Annotated in this window: 12 protein-coding genes and 1 pseudogene; 8 read left to right on the plus strand and 5 right to left on the minus strand. The window is 57.1% G+C overall.

The window, feature by feature from the left end; genetic code table 11:
• Positions 1-165 precede the first annotated feature (165 nt).
• The 5 genes from MMB48_RS10545 to argS all read right to left on the minus strand — a co-directional run bounded on the left by MMB48_RS10545 (position 166) and on the right by argS (position 7,904).
• Positions 166-1,620, minus strand: coding sequence for a Maf family nucleotide pyrophosphatase (locus tag MMB48_RS10545; protein WP_032743887.1), 1,455 nt, complete (start codon positions 1,618-1,620; stop codon positions 166-168).
• A gap of 136 nt (positions 1,621-1,756) precedes the next feature.
• The gene (locus tag MMB48_RS10550) at positions 1,757-2,869 is read right to left on the minus strand and encodes a homoserine kinase (protein WP_032743886.1); all 1,113 of its coding nucleotides are present in this window, start codon (positions 2,867-2,869) and stop codon (positions 1,757-1,759) included.
• 93 nt (positions 2,870-2,962) lie between these two features.
• Positions 2,963-4,279: a homoserine dehydrogenase gene (locus tag MMB48_RS10555; protein WP_012578544.1), complete on the minus strand. Its 1,317-nt coding sequence runs from the start codon at positions 4,277-4,279 to the stop codon at positions 2,963-2,965.
• 167 nt (positions 4,280-4,446) lie between these two features.
• Positions 4,447-6,039, minus strand: a complete 1,593-nt coding sequence (locus MMB48_RS10560) for a diaminopimelate decarboxylase family protein (RefSeq protein WP_012578545.1) — start codon at positions 6,037-6,039, stop codon at positions 4,447-4,449.
• 2 nt (positions 6,040-6,041) lie between these two features.
• Positions 6,042-7,904, minus strand: a complete 1,863-nt coding sequence (gene argS / locus MMB48_RS10565; protein WP_032743885.1) for an arginine--tRNA ligase — start codon at positions 7,902-7,904, stop codon at positions 6,042-6,044.
• Between the two features lie 315 nt (positions 7,905-8,219).
• On the opposite strand from argS, the gene MMB48_RS10570 reads away from it, so the two are divergent.
• From MMB48_RS10570 to MMB48_RS10605, 8 genes and pseudogenes are all read left to right on the plus strand, one after another.
• The gene (locus MMB48_RS10570; RefSeq protein WP_032743884.1) at positions 8,220-9,269 is read left to right on the plus strand and encodes a LacI family DNA-binding transcriptional regulator; all 1,050 of its coding nucleotides are present in this window, start codon (positions 8,220-8,222) and stop codon (positions 9,267-9,269) included.
• A gap of 224 nt (positions 9,270-9,493) precedes the next feature.
• Positions 9,494-10,804: an ABC transporter substrate-binding protein gene (locus tag MMB48_RS10575; protein WP_230581202.1), complete on the plus strand. Its 1,311-nt coding sequence runs from the start codon at positions 9,494-9,496 to the stop codon at positions 10,802-10,804.
• Between the two features lie 113 nt (positions 10,805-10,917).
• Positions 10,918-11,937: a carbohydrate ABC transporter permease gene (locus MMB48_RS10580; RefSeq protein ID WP_080714734.1), complete on the plus strand. Its 1,020-nt coding sequence runs from the start codon at positions 10,918-10,920 to the stop codon at positions 11,935-11,937.
• A 38-nt stretch (positions 11,938-11,975) separates the two neighbouring features.
• Positions 11,976-12,920, plus strand: a complete 945-nt coding sequence (locus MMB48_RS10585; protein WP_032743883.1) for a carbohydrate ABC transporter permease — start codon at positions 11,976-11,978, stop codon at positions 12,918-12,920.
• 77 nt (positions 12,921-12,997) lie between these two features.
• Complete coding sequence (locus tag MMB48_RS10590; RefSeq protein ID WP_050496229.1) at positions 12,998-15,706, plus strand: glycoside hydrolase family 2 protein; 2,709 nt, start codon at positions 12,998-13,000, stop codon at positions 15,704-15,706.
• A gap of 29 nt (positions 15,707-15,735) precedes the next feature.
• Positions 15,736-17,127, plus strand: coding sequence for a GH1 family beta-glucosidase (locus MMB48_RS10595; protein ID WP_032743882.1), 1,392 nt, complete (start codon positions 15,736-15,738; stop codon positions 17,125-17,127).
• 346 nt (positions 17,128-17,473) lie between these two features.
• The gene (locus MMB48_RS10600; RefSeq protein ID WP_032743881.1) at positions 17,474-18,157 is read left to right on the plus strand and encodes a TetR/AcrR family transcriptional regulator; all 684 of its coding nucleotides are present in this window, start codon (positions 17,474-17,476) and stop codon (positions 18,155-18,157) included.
• A pseudogene (locus MMB48_RS10605) lies at positions 18,154-19,059 on the plus strand (MFS transporter); the annotation flags it as partial. The gene MMB48_RS10600 and the pseudogene MMB48_RS10605, both read left to right, overlap by 4 nt.
• Between the last annotated feature and the right edge of the window lie 2 nt (positions 19,060-19,061).

Raw genomic sequence — 19,061 nt, forward strand, 5'->3', positions numbered from 1 at the left:
CGACCATCACACGATAGGGCGTCAGGTGAATGAGATTCTGTCCCGGTTGCCCAAAAAGAGGCAAAATGACGAACCGGGACAGCAGAATCCGTCCCGGTCCACACGCGGTTCACACGGCATTACCCAAGTGAACTCATCGGCAAAACATTGGCCCAGCCAACACCACTACCGATGTCCAGCACAGGCCAGCTCGTCCAGGCGGGCGGCGAAGCGGGGCCAGTCGGTCTTCATAGCGGTGAGGAGCTTGCGGTTGGGCACGTCGTCAATCGGGACCCAGCAGATTTCCATGCTTTCGTCGTCGTTTGCCTTGGGCTCGACGGTGTGGCCGGGCTTTTCAAAGGCAAACACGGTGGTGTAGGCCCACGGGCCATGGTCCTCGCGGTAGGAGCCGACCACCTCGATGTCTTCGGGGGTGATGTTGGCTTCCTCGTAGCTTTCGCGCAGCGCGCCCTCGATGGACGATTCGCCGTCCGCAGTGGCACCGCCGGGGATACCCCACGTGCCGCCTTCGGCGCTCCACGCGGCGCGATGTTGCATGACCACGTGGGACACCTTGCCACTCACCGGGTCGCGGCGAGCCAGCAGGATACCGGAAGCACCGTTGGCGCCCCAATGCTTGCGGCCGCAGGCGCAGTCCACCCAGCCATCGCCGGGCTGGTGTACGTTTTCGACCGGCGGCAGAATGCCAGCGTGCTGGTTGCCCGATGCCTTGCTTTCCGGTTCCAGTTCACCACGGCCGACATTCCACAGGTCGGTCCACGTGATGCCCAGTTCGCCGGCCAGATGCCGGGCCAACGGCAGGCTGAGGCCGATGATGCCGTGCGGATCGCCCTCAATGCTGTCGATGAACGCACCACCGAAGCCTTCCAGCGTGAACGATCCGGCGACTTCCAGCGGCTCGCCAGTGGCAATGTACCGTTCGATGTCGGCATCGGTGAATTCGCCGAAATGGACTTTGGCGTGGCTTGCGCCGCGCACGGTACGTCCGGTCGCGAAATCGATCAGGCAGTGGCCGGTCCACAGTTCGCCGGTCGCGCCGCTCATGCGCTTCAGTCGTTCTCGGGCCACGGCTTCGCTGTGCGGCTTGCCGTAGCATTCGCCGTCCAAGAGGAACATCGAATCACAGCCGAGAATCAGCGGGCCGACTGTCGCCTCGGTCAGTCCCGGCTGTCCGGCAATAGCGGTGGCGATGGGTTCGGTGACGGTCGGCATATCGATGCCGGAGAAGTCGCGCGTGGTGGCGATTTCCGCCTTGGAATAGTCAATAGGCTTGCCGGCGGCGGCTTCACGCAGGTCTTCGACGGCAGCTTCGCGTTCCGAATCCTTGATCTCCTTGGCCTTGAGCGGGTAGGCGATCACGCGGTCACCGGTCGCGGCGGCGGCAGTATCGGCCACATCACGATACGCACGATGAACGGCCTCGGCCTTGGCCACGGCCAGAATCATCACGCGCTGCTTGATGCTCAGATCGTCGACGGTGACGCCTTCTTCACGGGCGGCCGCTTCCAGCGCAGCAGGCTCATCCACGTGCGAGACGCGAATTGTGGGGCAGATACCCGCCGAATACAGCACGTCACGGCGAGGCTTGGACTTGGAAGCAAGAATTAGCGGAATGGACATGACTTAATTCCTTATGCTCCCGCTGGCGGGAGCTGTCGAACGAAGTGAGACTGAGGGTGGTCTCTGCCGGTATGGCGGACCACCCTCAGACCGCCTGCGGCGGCCAGCTCCCGCCAGCGGGAGCCTTCTCCTCGACTTAGCGACGCTCGATTTCGACGCCGGCGGTGTTGATGGGCAGGTGAAGCACACGCCAATGGCCGGAAGCAAGCTGCTCCGATGCGATCTGGTCGATGGCTTCGCGGGCATTGCCGTAATGCAGCACGAGCACGCAGGGGCCGGCACCGGAGACTGCGGCGGCATAGCCCTTGGAGCGGAAGAGCGCAATGAGCTCGGTGGACGGCGGCATCAGGGCACCGCGATACGGCTGGTGCAGTTTGTCCTGCGTGGCGGTGAACAGTAGCGCGTTGGACTGGGCCTGGGCGGCCGCAAGCTCGTCGGCGAATGCCGATTCACGGGTTCCGTCAGCGCAAGCGCACGTATCGGTATCCTGAGCCGGGGCAGCGGCGACGCCGGACTTGCCCTGCTGGGCGGCCTGGGCCAGCACCACGGGATTCATCGCAGCGGGCAGCAGACCCACGCGAGACACGTTGTAGACGGCGTCCTTGTATGGCAGTTCCCTAGGCAGCGCCTGACGGGCCTTCTCAGTGGACAGCTCATAGTCGGGCACGAACACGGCGGCGGTGATGGACGGGTCCACCGGGTAGTTGACGGCGTGGAATCCGCCGTGCAGCGGTTCACCACCAGGAACGGCGACCGAGCCGACGCCTTCCGCGGTTTCGAAGTCCCAAGAGACGGTCAGGCCACCGAACACAGCCGGGGCCACATTGTCCGGGTGTCCTTCAATCTGGGCGGCCATATCGAAGATGGCCGGACGGTTGAGGTCACCGGTCTGGGCAAAGGCCGCGGCGGCGGCGATGCCGGCCACGATGGCCTCGGCGGAAGAGCCCATGCCACGAGCCTGAGGGATGTTGTTGGTCGCTTCCAGCGTGAAGCCGAGTCGGCCGAGGCCGAACGTGGCACAGGCACGGCGGAAGGTGGAGACCACGAGATGGGTTTCGTCGCGTGGGAGGGTGTCGGCACCCTCGCCGTGGATGATCACGTGGGCAATGCCGTCGTTCGGGTCGTCGTTGAGCGTGAAAGTGAGCTCGTCATGGTAGTCGAGCGCCAGACCCACGGTATCGAAGCCGGAGCCGAGGTTGGCGGACGTGGCGGGCACGCGCACGTGAACGCTATTGCAGATTGGATTCATGGTTGTTCCTTAAAAAGGAGCTCCCCTTGTCAGGGGAGCTTGGGTATTCAGCTTTCACCGTTCGACCGCCTCATCAGAGGGAGCTTAGGTTTGTCAGTCCAGCACGCGCAGGATGGACGGGTCGCCGGTGACGAAGTCGAGCGCCTGCACGGCCTTGACGGTGTTGCGCAGGGTTTCCTCGTCGGTCAGGTGGGTCACGACGCGCAGCTGCTGGATCTCGCCGTCGTAGCCGGGGTCGGTCATGGTGGGCTTCAAGTCCTGGTTCACACCGTTGATGGAGACGCCGTTCTTGGCGAACTCGGCGGCGATGGCGGCCAGCACGCCCGGCTTGTCGTGAATCAGGAAGCGCACGGCGAATGCAGCCTTGGAGGCGGTAATCGGAGCCTTCGGCAAATTCTTGTACAGCGGGATGGCCGGACCGGTGCAGCCGGCGGTGATGTGACGGGCTTCGGTCACCACGTCGCCCACAACGGCGGAGGCGGTCGGAGCGCCACCGGCACCACGTCCGTAGAACATGAGGTCGTCGGCGGCATCAGCCTTGACGAACACGGCGTTGAAGGAGCCGTGCACGGAGGCCAGCGGGTGGTTCTCGTCGATCAGGGCCGGGTAGACTCGGGCGGAAACGCCAGCCTCGCCGTTCTCGACCACGGCGAGCAGCTTGATGACCTTGTGTTCGGCGGTAGCTGCGGCGATATCGTCAGCGGTGATCTTGGTGATGCCTTCAACGGACACGTCGTCGATGGTCACGGAGGTGTGGAAGCCGAGGGTGGCCATGATGGCGGCCTTGTTGGCGGCATCGTAGCCTTCGATGTCGCCGGTCGGGTCGGCTTCGGCATAGCCTTTGGCCTGGGCGTCCCTCAGGACGTCATCGAACTGGAGACCCTTGGTGGTCATCTCATCGAGGATGTAGTTGGTGGTGCCGTTGACGATGCCGAGCATGCTGGTCACCCTGTCGCCGACCAGGGACTCGCGCAACGGCCGCAGGAACGGGATCGCGCCGCCCACGGCGGCTTCGAAGTAGATGTCGACGCCTTTGGCTTCGGCGGCGGCGTAGATCTCGGGACCGTATTTGGCCAGCAACGCCTTGTTGGCGGTGACCACGGAGGCACCGGATTCGATGGCGGCCAGCACGAATTCACGGGCCGCGGTGGTGCCTCCGATGAGTTCGATGACGATGTCCGAGTTGGTGGCCACGCTCATGGTGTCGGTGGTGACGATGGACTGGTCGATCCATGGGAACGCCTCGGTGGCCTTCGGATGGCGGCATGCGACGCCGGTGAGTTCGATCGGACGGCCGATGCGAGCGGACAGTTCGTCCTTCTGCTCGACGATCAGACGCGCCGTCTGGGAGCCGACGGTGCCGGCACCGAGCAGGCCGACGCGGATCGGGGTTTCATCGTTGCGAGCCAATTCAGGGTCCTTCCAAAAAGTTTTCTATATCCCACCGCTATTTTACGGATTATTTCCGACAGCAGTTGGGAGATTCCAATTGCTTCGCTGCTCCCCTCGGTCACCTACGCCTGACAGCTCCCCTCTTTGAGGGGAGCTGGCTCGCGCAGCGAGACTGAGGGGAATTCTCATTCGCTGACGTCGAGGTTAAGTAGGTCGTCTACGGTCTGGCGACGGAGCATGACGTGCGCGCCGGACTCGCTGACAGCAACCACCGCCGGGATCAGCGCCTGGTTGTAGTTGCTGGCCATGGTGCGGCCGTATGCGCCGGTAACCGGCACGGCGAGAATGTCACCGCGCTTCAAATCGGCGGGCAACTGCACCTCGTGAACCACAATGTCGCCGGATTCGCAGTGCATACCGCACACGCGGGCGAGCATCGTTTCAGCGGAACCGGTGCGATTCGCCAGACGCGCGGTGTAGTCGGCACCGTAGAGTGCCGGACGAATGTTGTCGGACATGCCGCCATCCACGGACACGTACACGCGCTCGGCAATCGGGTTGCCGGCACTGTCTTTGACATCGGACAAGTGCACGTGCTTGATGGCGCCCACGCGGTACAGGGTTACGCCGGCGGGCGCCACGATGTAGCGGCCGGGCTCGAAGCTGATGGCTGGCGCGGGCATGCCGAGCGCGCGGTTGGTGCTGTTGACCGCATCCGCCAAGCGAGTGAGTTCCACGTCAATGTCCATTGAATCTTCGCCATCGGTGTAGGCCACGGAGTAGCCGCCGCCGAGGTCGATTTCGGGCAGGATGTAGGCGTCGGTGGCCCACAGGGTCTTGCGCAGCAGCATCATGCGCTTGGCCGCGTGAATGAAGGCGTCCGCATCGTGGATGTTGGAGCCGATGTGCGAGTGGGCTCCGACCAGTTCGAGTACGTCCTGGTTGGCGAGGATGATCTTGAGCACGGCGATGGACGGACCGTCCGCAATGGCTTCCATCGCGGCGGCCAGCGCCTTGTCTGTGTCGGAGACTTCCTCGTGGCTCAGGTCGTACGGGTACTTGACGTCGTAGTGCAGCTCGCGCTCTGATTTCTCGGTCTTTTCCGCGCCATTTTCCGGGGAATGCGTCGCAGAGATACGCGCGTTGGTAGCGGCAGGAGTCACGTCTTTGAGGGCGTTCAGCACGTCGAGCACAGCGGCGTCGGCCCCGGCGGCCAGCAGCGGCACGCCGAACTTCTGGTCCTCGTGAGCAGTGGAGATGTACTCGTGGCCGCCGGCGTGGACACCGACGGTGACGCGCAGCATCACACGGGCGCGTTTGCCGAGCCTGCGGGCGATGGCAGCAACGCGCTCCGGCTCGTCGGGCTCGTCGATCACGATTTTGGCGAAGCCCTGTTCGATGGCCAGCGCGATTTCCTCATCGGACTTGTTGTTGCCGTGCAGCACCAGACGACGTCCGGGAACGCCAGCGGCGAGGGCGATTTTCATCTCGCCCATCGTGCAAGTGTCCACAAACATGCCGGCCTCGGTGACCAATCGCACGACTTCTTTGGACAGGAACGCCTTGCCGGCAAAGCTCACGTGCGTAGTGGAGGTGTCGAATGCTTCAGCGGCAGCGCGCACGAAGTGCCTGGCACGTGCGACTACTTCATCAGTGTCGATGAGATAGAGCGGCGAGCCGAACTCGTCAAGCAGCGATTCGGCGGTACGACCATGAAATTCGATGGAGCCTTCGGCATTCACAGCCGTAGCGGCCGGCCAAATTGGAGAAATAGGCATAATCACATCTTCTCGGGGGCGGTGACGCCGAGGAGGTCGAGGCCGTTGGCGATGACCTGCTGGACGGCGTCATTGAGCTTCAGGCGGGCGGCGGCACGGGCCGGCTCCGGGTTCTTGGCGATCTCCAAGGCCTTGCGAGCTTCGTCGTCGCCACGGGTTTCCGGATCAGTCAGGGCCATCGGCACCACGCGCTCCACGTTGTACCACTTGTGATAGGTGGCGGCCAGTTCTTCGAGGTAACGGGCCACCTTGTGCGGCTGGCGGTCGTCGGCCGCAGTGGCGAGCACGCTCGGGAACTGGGCGAGGGCGGCGAGCACTTCGCCGTCGGCCTCGGTGTCGAGCAGGGCCAAGTCGGCACCCTCGTAGCTGATGCCGGCAACGGCTGCGTTGCGGTCCACGTTCTTGGAGCGGGCGTGCGCGTACTGCACGTAGTACACCGGGTTGTCGTTGGTGTGCGAGGCGAGCAGGGCCAGGTCGATGTCGAAGTTCTGGTTGTAGTCGGAGCGGGCCAGCGAGTAGCGGGCGGCGTCCACGCCGACCACGGAGACCAGATCGTCGATGGTCACGACGTTGCCGGCGCGCTTGGACATGCGCACGGGCTTGCCGTCCTTCATCACGTTGACCAGCTGGCCGATGAGAATCTGCATGTTCTTGCCGGGCTCGTCGCCGAAGGCCGCGCACATGGCCATCATGCGGCCGATATATCCGTGGTGGTCGGCGCCAAGCATGTAGATGGCCACATCGGCCGGGTTTTCGCCACGGTGACGCTTGTCCCAGTAGTAGGCGATGTCGGCGGCGAAGTAGGCGAACTCACCATTGGACTTGATGATCACACGATCCTTGTCGTCGCCGTGCTTGGTGGATTCAAACCAAGTGGCGCCGTCCTTGTCGAAGATGTCGCCGCGGGACTTGAGCTCTTCGATGGCGGCGTCGACCTTGCCGTCGGCGTACAGGCTGTTCTCATGGAACCAGACGTCGAAGTTCACGCGGAAGTCCTTCATGGACTTCTGAATCTCGTCGAACATCATCGGTACAGCGCGCTTGCGGAATTCCTCGCGCACTTCGGTGTCGGCCTCGCCGAGCGGTTCGCCGTCGTCGTTCAGGCCTTGATCCTGGTGGGCCAGTGCGGTCAGGTCCACGCCGTCGGACTCGGCTTCGGCCTGAACACGGGCGGCGATCTCGTTGATGTAGGCACCCTTGTAGCCGTCGCACGGGGTTTCGGTCTGGTAGCCGGCCTCACCGAGGTTGTTGGCCTCAGCCCAAGCGGCGACCAGCGACTTGGCGAAGCGGTTGATCTGCTCGCCGTGGTCGTTGAAGTAGTATTCGCGCACCACCTTGGCGCCGTTGGCCTCAAGCACGCGGGCCATGGCGTCGCCCACCGCGGCCCAACGGGTGCCGCCGATGTGAATCGGACCAGTGGGGTTGGCGGAAACGAACTCGAGGTTCAGGGTTTGGCCGCCCAGATGGGCATTACGGCCGTATTCGTTGACCTTGTTGAGGTGCTTGTCGCCATCAACTGCTGGGGCTGCGGCAAGCACGGCATCCACCACGGCTGCAGCCGAGGCGGAATCAAGGGTGATGTTGATGAAGCCGGGGCCGGCCACCTCGACCGTGGCGATGCCGTCGGCTTCAGCGAGCGCGGCGGCGAACGGCTCAGCCAGATCACGCGGCTTCATGCCGGCCTTCTTGGCCAGCTGCATGGCGATGTTGGAGGCCCAGTCGCCATGCGCGCGGTCCTTCGGGCGCATCACGGCGAGCTTGTCGACGGGCGGAATCAGCTCGTCGGTCAGCGTACCGGCCTGGCCGGCGGCGACGAGGTTGTGGGCAATGCTGGAAATCAGTTCACTTAAGGCTTCAGGGCTCATTCTTCTAAGGATACCGAGAACGGCGACACTTGCGGCTCGGTATGCCTATATGCCGTCAATCGAAAGATATCGAGAAAATTCGGCAAACCGAAATCGCTGGAAACATTAAGTTTGCTGAAATGGCGCGAACGTCATGTAATGGTTCTGTCTTATAGTGACAGAACCACTAGTTCATACTGAACTGTCACTACACTTTTGTACCAAATAAGAATGGGTCAACCGTTCTGGCATAATACAGTGAAGTCGGAAACAGGATGGTATACGTTCACGAGGTCGCCCGGATCCGACTCGGCGACGAAGCGAGGTACGGGAACTGTGGTGGGGATGCGCGATGTCGCCAAAAAGGCTGGAGTATCGCTAAGTACAGTCTCACTGGTGATTAATAACGGTGAGCATGTGTCCGACGACGTGCGTTCACGCGTGGAATGGGCCATGGACGCATTAAATTATGTTCCCAACGAACTAGCGCGCAATCTCTCAAAAAATCGCACCAATATGGTCGGCGTAATCATGCCGACACTTCGGCATCCGTTTTTTGCGACATTGTTTGCTTCATTGCAGACTGCGCTTGAGGAGCGCGGCATGCTCGCTCTGCCATGTTCGACTAGCGACATGAAGCGTGGCGAGGAAGAATATATCGATATGCTCCGACGCCGCATGATGGACGGCATTATTATGGGCGCACATACGTCTCATTCTTCCGACTATTGGACGAGTATCGGTCGGCCCATCGTCGCTTTCGATCGATATCTTGGACCAGGAATACCAATGATCGGCTCAGACCATGGACTTGGCGCAAAGCTAGCCGCCGATATAATAATCCAGTCGGGAGCGAAGCATGTAGTCAATTTGTCCGGCCCCTTATCTCAGTTTCATGATTTACCCCGCGCAGTGGTGGATTTCGGCGGATTGACAGGGCTCAACACATCTTTCCCTTCGCTTGAATATTATGCCGAAATCGACGAATTGCTTAGGGAAGCAGGAATTCGTTGGAATTACATGGAAGCCGGCGAAGTTGATGACTTTGCAGCGCACGAACGCGCAGCGCACGAAGTTTTTGAACAATTTCCTGACGTGGATGCCATCGTATCGTCCGATATAGTGGCTTCACTTTGTATGCAGGAAGCCCTCCGCCGAAATATCAACATCCCCCATGATTTGCAGATCATCGCTTATGACGGCACATTCGTTGCGAAAATCGCCGGAATGCGAATGACCGCCATTCGTCAGGATTTTGATGCCATTGCTTCGACACTGTCCCGCTATTTGCTTGATGAGATTCAGGGGAAACCCACTAGCGAATTGGAAGATTCATACGCCCAAGTGCTACCTATGACCGTCCAACTTGGGGATACCACTCGCTGATATCGCCTTTATACTCATCCCGCGTATTTATTCACATTTGATCCCTGAATGCACGACACGCCGTCGAACCGGTTCGAGTTAAGCCATTTCAACCATTCAAGGACTTATTCAACTTGCATTCGAACCGGTTCGAATTTATCATGTAATCACCTGCTCAAGTGATCAGGGGATGGCGACTCCGCTAATCGCCAGTAAAACACACGGAAGTGTTTGCAAAGGAGATAATGATGAGAACCAAGAAAATCATAGCGTTCCTCGGATCGATGGTAATGCTCGCCGGCGTCTCGGCATGTGGCACAAATGACCCCACTGCGAGCACCACCTCTGATGGCAAGACAATTATCAAGATCCAGACATTCAACAACTACGGCTACGGTAAATCCACGGCAGAGCGCCCCGGCGCAAATTTGTGGGCCGAATACGAAAAGCAGAATCCGAACGTGAAAATTGAGGAAACGGTGGCCTCCAGTAGCGATGAAGCTCGCACGGCCTTCAATACCGCAATCTCCTCCGGCTCGAATGCATACGATATCTACGGCGTCGACATCTCTTGGATGCCCTCTATCCGAGCCATGGCGGACAAGTTCACGGATCTGAGTAGCTACACAAAAAACAACAGCTGGCCGGATTGGGTCCGTCAGGGCGGCGAATCCACAGATGGCAAGCTAATCGGAGCTGGAACGGATATCGGCCCAACCGCTCTATGCTACCGCAGCGATCTCTTTGAGAAAGCTGGCCTGCCAACGGATCGCGAACAGGTGAAAGAACTCTTCGGCGGAGACGACGCCACATGGGACAAATTCTTCGAAATCGGTCAATCATACACAGAAAAGACCGGTAAGCCTTTCATTGATTCATTGTCTGATATCTCCTACGTTATGAAAGCTCAGATGGAGGAAGTATACGTATCTAAGGATGATAAAGTCATTGCCGCGGATACGGACATGAAGAACATGTACGACATGCTCGCCAAGAATGTGAACATCTCCGCTGGTTTGTCCACCTGGTCTGATGATTGGAATGCCGCGTTCAAGGCCGACGATGGCTTCGCCGTGCTGACCTGCCCCGCTTGGGAATTGAACAACGTGAAGGGTAACTCCGGAGAGGACTTTACCGGCTGGGATGTTGCAGACGTAACACCCGGTGGTGCTGGTGCCAATCAGGGCGAATCCTGGTTGGTGGTTCCCGAATCGTCTCCGGTGAAAGGCGAGGCCGCTAAGCTCGTTGCCTGGTTGACCGCACCCGAACAGCAGGCCAAAGTATTCGCCGCTGCCTCCAACTTCCCAAGCTCGGCCGACGCTCAGAAACTCGACAAGGTTAGTGGCAAATTGGATGAATACTTCAACAACGCGCCCGTCGGCGAAATCTTTGCCAACCGCGCAGCCGCCATTAAGCATGTGCCGTACATGAATGGCCAGTATTACGACATCGACACTAAGTTCGCTGACGCTCTCAATCGTCTCGATGTGACGAAGGAGCAGAGTGCTTCCCAGTCTTGGAAACAATATGAGGATGATGTGAAGGCTCTGTCCTGAGCGCCTAAATCCACATAACTAAGAGCGTCGGTATGACATTCGTCTGAAATGCCATACCGACGCTCATCGATAATCCGTAGTTCATTGATCCTTTCGAGGAATCGGAGCCAATCATGAGTCTTATATCGCGTAAAGCCTCTCGCGGGGGAAGTACCAAATTCGCGAATCTTGCCTATAAAAGCACCCCCTATATGTATATCGCACCATTCTTCATCGTGTTTGCGGCAGTTGGTCTGTTCCCGCTGCTCTATACCATGTGGGTGGCTACAAGGAATTACAACACCATCACCGGAGACGCCGGCTGGGCCGTATGCGGCTCCACATGCGGTAGCAGCGATGCAACTTGGCTAGGCAACTTCCAATGGGTGCTTCAACAACGCGACTTTTGGGTTGCGCTTCGCAACACATTCTCGATCTTCTTCATTAGTACTATTCCTCAGCTAATTGCCGCGATATTCATCGCCTGGGTGCTTAATGCGAACCTTAAGGCAAAAACATTCTGGCGCATGGGCGTTTTGCTCCCATATGTCGTGGCTCCTTCTGCAGCCGGCATCATTTTCTCCCAGATCTTCTCCGACAAGATGGGCGCCTTCAACGTGCTGATTCAAGCCATTGGCATGCAGCCAATTGCTTGGCACGCTAACACTCTAGCCTCACACATCGCTATTGCTACCATAGTCAATTTCCGCTGGACCGGATATAACTCGCTAATCATCCTTGCCGCCATGCAGGCTATTCCCAATGATGTCATGGAGGCCGCCGTAGTGGATGGTGCCGGTAAATTAAGAACCTTCTTTTCCGTGACACTACCAATGCTGCGACCCACACTGATATTTGTCGTCATAAACTCCACTATCGGTGGCTTGCAGATATTCGACGAAGTCCAGATGTTCCATAATGGCACATCTGGGTACGGTGGACCGAACCGGCAATATCTCACTGTTTCGCTCTATCTATGGGACTTGGGTTTCAACAAAGTGACCATCGGCCAACCAAATCTTGGCCGCGCGGCAGCTGTTGCATGGCTACTATTCCTTGTAATCGTATTCGTCGCAATGATCAATTTCATGTTGACCAGATTGCTGGCAACCGGAGACTCTTCCGCAAAGTCTCGCAAGCCCAAGCGTTCGTGATTACACCAGCCTTCGCCTATATGTGAAAGGAGCATCCTATGTCTTTGATGTCGAATAAACGCAACAGTGGCGAAATGAGCGTTGCCGCTATCGACCAAATCTACGGCAAATCCGTTGCTAGAGCCGCTCGCAAAAAGCGCGGTTCACTAAGCATGTCAGGTGGCGAACGCCATCCAGGATGGGGAAGTTACGTAGTACTGGTGGTATTCATTCTGTTTTTCCTGTTCCCCTTCTATTACGCGATATCCATCGCCTCCCAAGACAGCCCTAGCAAGCAGTACGGCGTACAAGCATTGATTCCTGGCGGCGCCTTATTCGAGAATGTAGCTACTGCATTCAGAGAAATCAATTTCTGGCAGGCTCTAGGCGGCACGCTATTCGTGGCCACCATCACCTCATTCTCCACGGTTCTGTTCAGCACTCTTGCCGGCTTTGCTTTCGCTAAACTCCGCTTCCGCGGCCGCAATGGACTGCTGACTGCAGTAATCGCAACTATGACGATTCCTCAACAGCTTAGCGTTGTTCCCCTGTATCTTTTGGCCACCAAGGCCGGTCTCTACGGCTCTTTGTGGGCAGTGGCAATCCCTGCGCTGGTCAGCGCATTCGGAGTGTTCTGGATGACCCAATATCTGCAAGACGCACTGCCATACGAACTCGTTGAGGCAGCCAGAGTGGATGGAGCTTCGATGATTCGCACATTCTGGTCGATTGCACTGCCAGCAGCCCGACCGGCTGCCGCGATGTTGTTCCTCTTCACTTTCATCGGACAATGGACTAACTACTTCTGGCCGATGCTGATTTTGGGACCAAACAAGAACAGCATGCTCACAGTGGCGTCTTCCGCACTCAAGGGAGCACATTTTACCGACTATACATTGGTGATGTCAGGCGTTCTGCTGACCACTGCACCGCTACTCGTCCTATTCGTCATTGCAGGCAAGCAGCTGGTATCCGGCATCATGGCCGGTGCCGTGAAAGGCTGATATTAGTTGGTGCTGTGCTCGCTGACGAACGCAGCACCAACCGATTGTCATCGTAGACAGAAAATACAAGGAACATTATGACGACTTCATTGACTTATATGCCACTAAATGCACATTGGACATTGCACGCAATCGATTGCCGCAAGGCACCCAAATCATTGCGAGACGTTCTTCAGCATGGTATTCCAGCCGAGGTACCCGGCGAAGCCACGTTAGACTTGCTACGCGCCGGCATAATCGATGATCCATTCGACGGCGACAATGAGAGCAAGCAGCAGTGGATCGGCGATATGGATTGGTGCTTTACCTGCCGGTTCAACTGGCATAACGATGGCTCCCAACGTCATGACCTTGTGGCTCTTGGCCTTGATACATGCGCACATCTTGTGCTGAACGGAGTGCCAATTGCGTTCACAAACAATGCGTTTCGTTCATACCGTTGGGACGTGCGCGAACAACTTCACGAAGGCGAAAATGAATTAACCATCACTTTTCTCTCTCCAGTGCGAGAATCTGAGCGTAGACAAGCCCAGCTGGGAGCTTATCCACACGCCTATCCGCACGCTTTCAACCAAATTCGAAAACCCGCCAGTTCTTTCGGATGGGATTGGGGCATCGATGTGGCCAACGCTGGCATCATCCACAATATCGGCATTGAATCATGGTCGGGCGCTCGCGTTGCGTCCGTCCGCCCGATAGTAGACGTGAAGGCTGATGGCACTGGCGTACTGACTACATATGTCGACATCGAACGCGCCGACACAAGCAATGCCAATGCGATAAACATGACGGTGAGCCTGAACGGGTTCGAAACCGCCGAACAATCAACAACGCTGATTGACGAACACACTACACGTGGCATTATCTCCACTACAGTACGTAATGCGCATCTGTGGTGGCCAATCGGATATGGAAAACAGCCGTTATATGAAGCAACAGTTGTCATTGATTCTTCCTCCGATCAGGGACATGAAGCATACGACATGTGGAACGGACGCATTGGATTCCGATCAGTTCGACTGAATACCGAAGCTGATGAAATCGGCCGCGCTTGCGAAATCATCGTCAATGACGTTCCAATTCATGCACGCGGTTATAACTGGATTCCGGACGACGCTTTCATGTCGCGGCTCGACCACAAGACTTATGAGCGTTCGATTCAGGATTTGGTTGACTCCCATTCCAATATGGTGCGAGTATGGGGCGGCGGAACATACGAAACGGAAGACTTCTACGAACTTTGCGATAAGTATGGCATCATGGTTTGGCAAGATATGATGTTTGCCTGCGCCATGTATCCAGAGAATCCAGGTACCAAAGCCGAAGTCGAAGCTGAAATCCGTGAGCAGATCATCAGGCTGTCTCCCCATCCCAGTTTGGTGATGTGGAATGGTTCAAACGAAAACTACATGGCCTACGTAGATTGGCCGTGGTTCAAACCAGGGTTGCGGGATGATACGGAATGCCCCGATCAGTATGGACGCTCCGAAAAAGGCTGGGGTGACTACTATTACTCCGAGCTGTTCCCAACGCTGATGAAAGAATTGGATCCCACTCGTATTTACACTCCCAGCGCGCCAATGAGTTTCACGGACCATAAATCGCCAAACACAGATCGTGATGGCACGACACATATCTGGGATGTGTGGAATGACGAAGATTACTTCCGATACGCCGATTACATCCCTCGCTTTGCCGACGAATTCGGCTACCAGGCACCGCCCGCATGGAGTACGTTGACTCGTGCTGTTCACGATGCGCCTTTAGAGCCATTCGGTAAGCAAATGCTCGTACATCAAAAGGCCGAATTCGGCAATGAAAAACTTGCAAAGGGCATGCGTTCACATCTGACACCGGGAACTTTCGACGATGACTACATCGACGCTCAAGGTAATCATAGTTGGCTGATACCCTCCGATAAATGGGAGAACATCGAGGATTGGCATTGGGCTTGCCAACTGCAACAAGCGCAGGCGATTCGATTCGGCGTGGCACACATGCGATCGCTGGAACCAATAAATGCCGGAATTCTCATTTGGCAGTTAAACGATGATTGGCCTGTAATCTCATGGTCTGCCGTAGATTATGACGGGCATCGTAAGCCCTTATGGTACATTTCGCGTGAGTGCTTTGCTCCACGGTTCGCCAGTATCCAACGCAGCGTATCCAATGCGGCTCGCACCTCCCGTCAATGGGCAGCCAAACGATTGCCATATGACTGCTTGGCACTGCATATCGCGAACGACACTCGCGATTCGTGGAGCGGAACATGGGTCGTACAACGAGTTACTTTGAATGGCCAACAACTTGCAGAATGCCAATATCCGGTAGATATCGCGGCTGGGGGTCATGTACGCATCGAATTAGACGCAGCTCTCGCGGCATTCAGCTCCCTCTCAGATGAGATTCTGATCGCGAGGACAACAGACGGGAGCTTCGCTCGAATCATTTACAATCCCGCCGAAGTGATCGATCAAAATCTTGCCTCAGACCCTTTTACCGCAACGGCAATTCCCGTCGAGGAAGGATACCTGCTGACGGTAGAGGCTCATAACTATGTACGCGACCTATTCTGCATGGTGGATAAAGTCGATTCCAAGGCCAGAGTGAATGGTGGCATGGCCAGCCTGCTACCGGGCGAAACACTGCAATGGCTAATCCATTCCGATCACAACGTTCCCCCTGAAGCATGGACGAATCATCGCACACTAAGGTCGGCCAACGATCTCCATGAAGCTCAAATTCATAGAGAACTGACCGATATCGCCGGCATGACCGTCAAATAATCAGACGAATATTTCAAGGAGATGAGACAATGACGATATCATTCCCGCAGAATTTTATATGGGGAGTAGCGACCTCCGCATACCAGGTGGAAGGTGCGACGAGTGAGGATGGACGAGGAGAGTCAATCTGGGATCGGTTCTGTACGAAACCTGGTGCCATCAGCGACGGATCTTCGGGCGCAGTGGCATGCGACAGCTACCACAGATATGCCGAAGACATCACGATTGCACAGCAGTTGGGTGTAAAAGCCTATCGGTTGTCGATAGCTTGGCCACGCATCGTGCCTCAGAGAGACGGCAAGATTAATCAAGCGGGTATCGATTATTACCGCCGTCTACTCGATGCTTTACGAGAGGCTGGAATCGCCCCCTTTGTAACATTATATCACTGGGATTTACCTCAATATTTGGAAGACAACGGAGGCTGGTCTAATCGCGAAACCGCTCTGTGCTATGCGGATTATGTCAAAACCATGGCTGAGGCACTTGGCGACCGCATTGCAGTATGGACAACCCTGAATGAACCTTGGTGTACGGCATATCTGGGTTATGGCAACGGCATTCACGCTCCCGGAATTCAGGATTACGGCAAAGCTCTAGCGGCTGTACATCATCTGAATCTAGCCCATGGGCTGGGCGTCCAGGCCATTCGATCAGTTATAGGAGACACCGCACGTACCAATGTGGTGCTGAATTTGGCTACCAATGTCATAGATGAAGATACGGAAGAAAACCGGATTGCCAAGCATCGCGCGGACTTAATCGCCAATGAGGTATTCCTTGGACCGATGTTCGAGGGGTGTTACGATTCCGAGATTTTCAAAGTGACCGAAAACGACTCAGATTGGTCATTCATCGCTGACAATGATTTGAGCACAATCCATCAGCCGGTAGAATCACTCGGCATCAATTACTACTCCAGCGCACACGTACGTCATGCCGGTCTTTCGAGTACTCGAGTCAGTACACGAAACCCGTTGCCGGCACAGGACATAGTCGAAATTTTGCCGCCTACTGGGGAATTAACCGCCATGGGCTGGAACCAAGAACCACAAGTTCTGACTGCTGAATTGCTGGGGTTGAGTCGTCGCTTCGAAAATCTCAAACTGGTGGTGACGGAGAATGGCTCAGCATGGAATGATGTTGTGAGCGCTGATCCCGCGATGCCGAATGGGAAAATCATACATGACACACAGCGAGTGAATTATCTGAATCAGCATATCGCAGCTGTCGCCGAGGCAATGGACCAAGGAGCGAACGTCACCGGCTATTTCGCTTGGTCGTTGCTTGACAACTTCGAATGGTCATTAGGCTATGAGAAACGTTTCGGCATTATTGGCATCGATTACGCCACTCAAGAGCGCATATGGAAAGATTCAGCTTTGCGTTATCGTGAGATAATAGCCGCTAATGCCGTGTGACAGATGAATGGAACGTACTATCACGCCTACACCTATCACCACGACATAAGCTTCACTTTCACAAGCAAATAAATATCGCAACGAGCTCTGTAGATTGACGGCATAGTGCCGTACATGCAAAGCATGGCTGTGTTACCGCGGGGGCAGTGGATTGTGTGCAATCCACCGCCCCCCTGCAATGTTCCGAAACATACCAAGCGAAAATCGGCCATCAGCAATCCCCTGAAAACGTTGAGGGCTCGCCGGAACCGCTATACATACCGTCGATCGGTATGTATAGCGATCGGCAACGCCGCATACCGCATACCGGAGGGAGGCCAGCACGGCACGTAACGCACACCCCGAGGTGACGCGCAATCGCATTCTCGACGCCGCGCAACAGCTGTTCATGACCAAAGGCTACGAGCACACCTCCATCCAGAACATCGTGGACAAACTCGGCGACCTCTCCAAAGGCGCGATCTACCATCATTTCAAATCCAAGGAAGACATCCTCGAAGAGCTCACCAACCGGGACAGCGACGTGCAGGACGACTTCAACGAATCGGTAATGGGCCGCAGCGACCTCACCGCTCTCGAAAAGTTCCGCATATTGTGGCGCCATTCGATGACCGCACAGGACCATGTGCAGATCATGCGCGCCGCCATGCCCATGCTGAGCGACCCGGTTTCGTTCGCCGCAAACATGCGGATCTGGAGCAAGCACCTGCCCGAACGGTTCCTGCCGCTGATTGAAGAGGGCGTCAAGGACGGCTCCATCCCCACCGCATATCCGCGCGAGGCCGCCGAGCTGCTCTCGCTCCTGCCCAACTACTGGCTGATGCCGTATTTCTATCCGGCGACCTTGCCCGAGATGGAGCACCGCGTCCGGTGTCTGGCAGCCATGCTCAGCGCGATTGGCGTGCCGATTTTCGACGACGAACTTATCGAAATTACCGCCAGAGGCATGATGATATTCGACAGGCTCCCCTCAGTCGCCTGCGGCGACAGCTCCCCTCAGAGAGGGGAGCCAAGGAAAGGCTCACAATGAACACAGCAATAAAACGCAAGAACGACAACAGCACCCAGCGCCCGCTGCGTTCCCGCGACTTCGTGCTGTTGGTCGCCGGCCAGGGTATTTCGCTGTTCGGCAATATGATGCTGCAATTCGCGATGTCAATGTGGGTGCTGGACGAAACCGGCTCAGCCACCATCTTCGCCTCGGTGCTGGCAATCTCCATCGTGCCGACCATCCTGCTCTCCCCGTTCGGCGGTGTACTGGCCGACCGCGTCAACCGCCGCACCATCATGGTGGCGCTCGACGCCATCTCCGCCGTGCTCGTGCTGGCGAGCGCCATCGTCTTCGCCTCCACGGGCTTCCATATCGCGTCCATCGCCACCATGCAAGTGCTGCTCGCCGTGCTCGGTGCCTTCGAAACCCCGACCGTGCAGGCCGCGCTCCCCCAGATGTTCCGGCAGCACGGCCCGGCCACCATGCGCCAAGGCATGGCCGTGATCAATCAGGTCCAACAGCTGAGCAGTCTGCTGCCGAGCTTCCTCGGCGGCGTGCTGTACGCGATGTTCGGCATCCGCCTCATGATGATCATCACCATCGTGAGCTTCGCCGGAGCGGCCGCGCTCGAATGTTTCATTCGCCTCGGCGCCCCGGATCGCGGCGACGAGGAGCTGCCCACTCCACTTGAAGACCTCAAGGCAGGCGTACGATTCCTCATCAGAGACCGGCCGAATGTATTCAAGCTGCTACTGTTCGCGGCGGCACTCAATTTTGTGCTTATCGGCTATTCCGGCGTTGGCTTCCCGTACACGATTCGTACGGTGCTCGGCTTCGACGCCACCATCTATGGCATTGCCGACGGCCTGATCGGCGTATCCGGTGTGGCGGGCGCCTTCACCACCGCCCTGTTCACCGCGCTCACCGTGCTGATGGTTCCGCT

This window comes from Bifidobacterium sp. FKU (assembly GCF_026016385.1).
Taxonomy (GTDB): Bacteria; Actinomycetota; Actinomycetes; order Actinomycetales; family Bifidobacteriaceae; genus Bifidobacterium; species Bifidobacterium infantis.

Bases quoted from the DNA above. Each gene is read 5' to 3' on its own strand.
- MMB48_RS10545 (WP_032743887.1), bottom strand. From the start codon at position 1,620: ATGTCCATTCCGCTAATTCTTGCTTCCAAGTCCAAGCCTCGCCGTGAC.
- MMB48_RS10550 (WP_032743886.1), bottom strand. From the start codon at position 2,869: ATGAATCCAATCTGCAATAGCGTTCACGTGCGCGTGCCCGCCACGTCC.
- MMB48_RS10560 (WP_012578545.1), bottom strand. From the start codon at position 6,039: ATGCCTATTTCTCCAATTTGGCCGGCCGCTACGGCTGTGAATGCCGAA.
- argS (WP_032743885.1), bottom strand. From the start codon at position 7,904: ATGAGCCCTGAAGCCTTAAGTGAACTGATTTCCAGCATTGCCCACAAC.
- MMB48_RS10575 (WP_230581202.1), top strand. From the start codon at position 9,494: ATGATGAGAACCAAGAAAATCATAGCGTTCCTCGGATCGATGGTAATG.
- MMB48_RS10580 (WP_080714734.1), top strand. From the start codon at position 10,918: ATGAGTCTTATATCGCGTAAAGCCTCTCGCGGGGGAAGTACCAAATTC.
- MMB48_RS10585 (WP_032743883.1), top strand. From the start codon at position 11,976: ATGTCTTTGATGTCGAATAAACGCAACAGTGGCGAAATGAGCGTTGCC.
- MMB48_RS10590 (WP_050496229.1), top strand. From the start codon at position 12,998: ATGACGACTTCATTGACTTATATGCCACTAAATGCACATTGGACATTG.
- MMB48_RS10595 (WP_032743882.1), top strand. From the start codon at position 15,736: ATGACGATATCATTCCCGCAGAATTTTATATGGGGAGTAGCGACCTCC.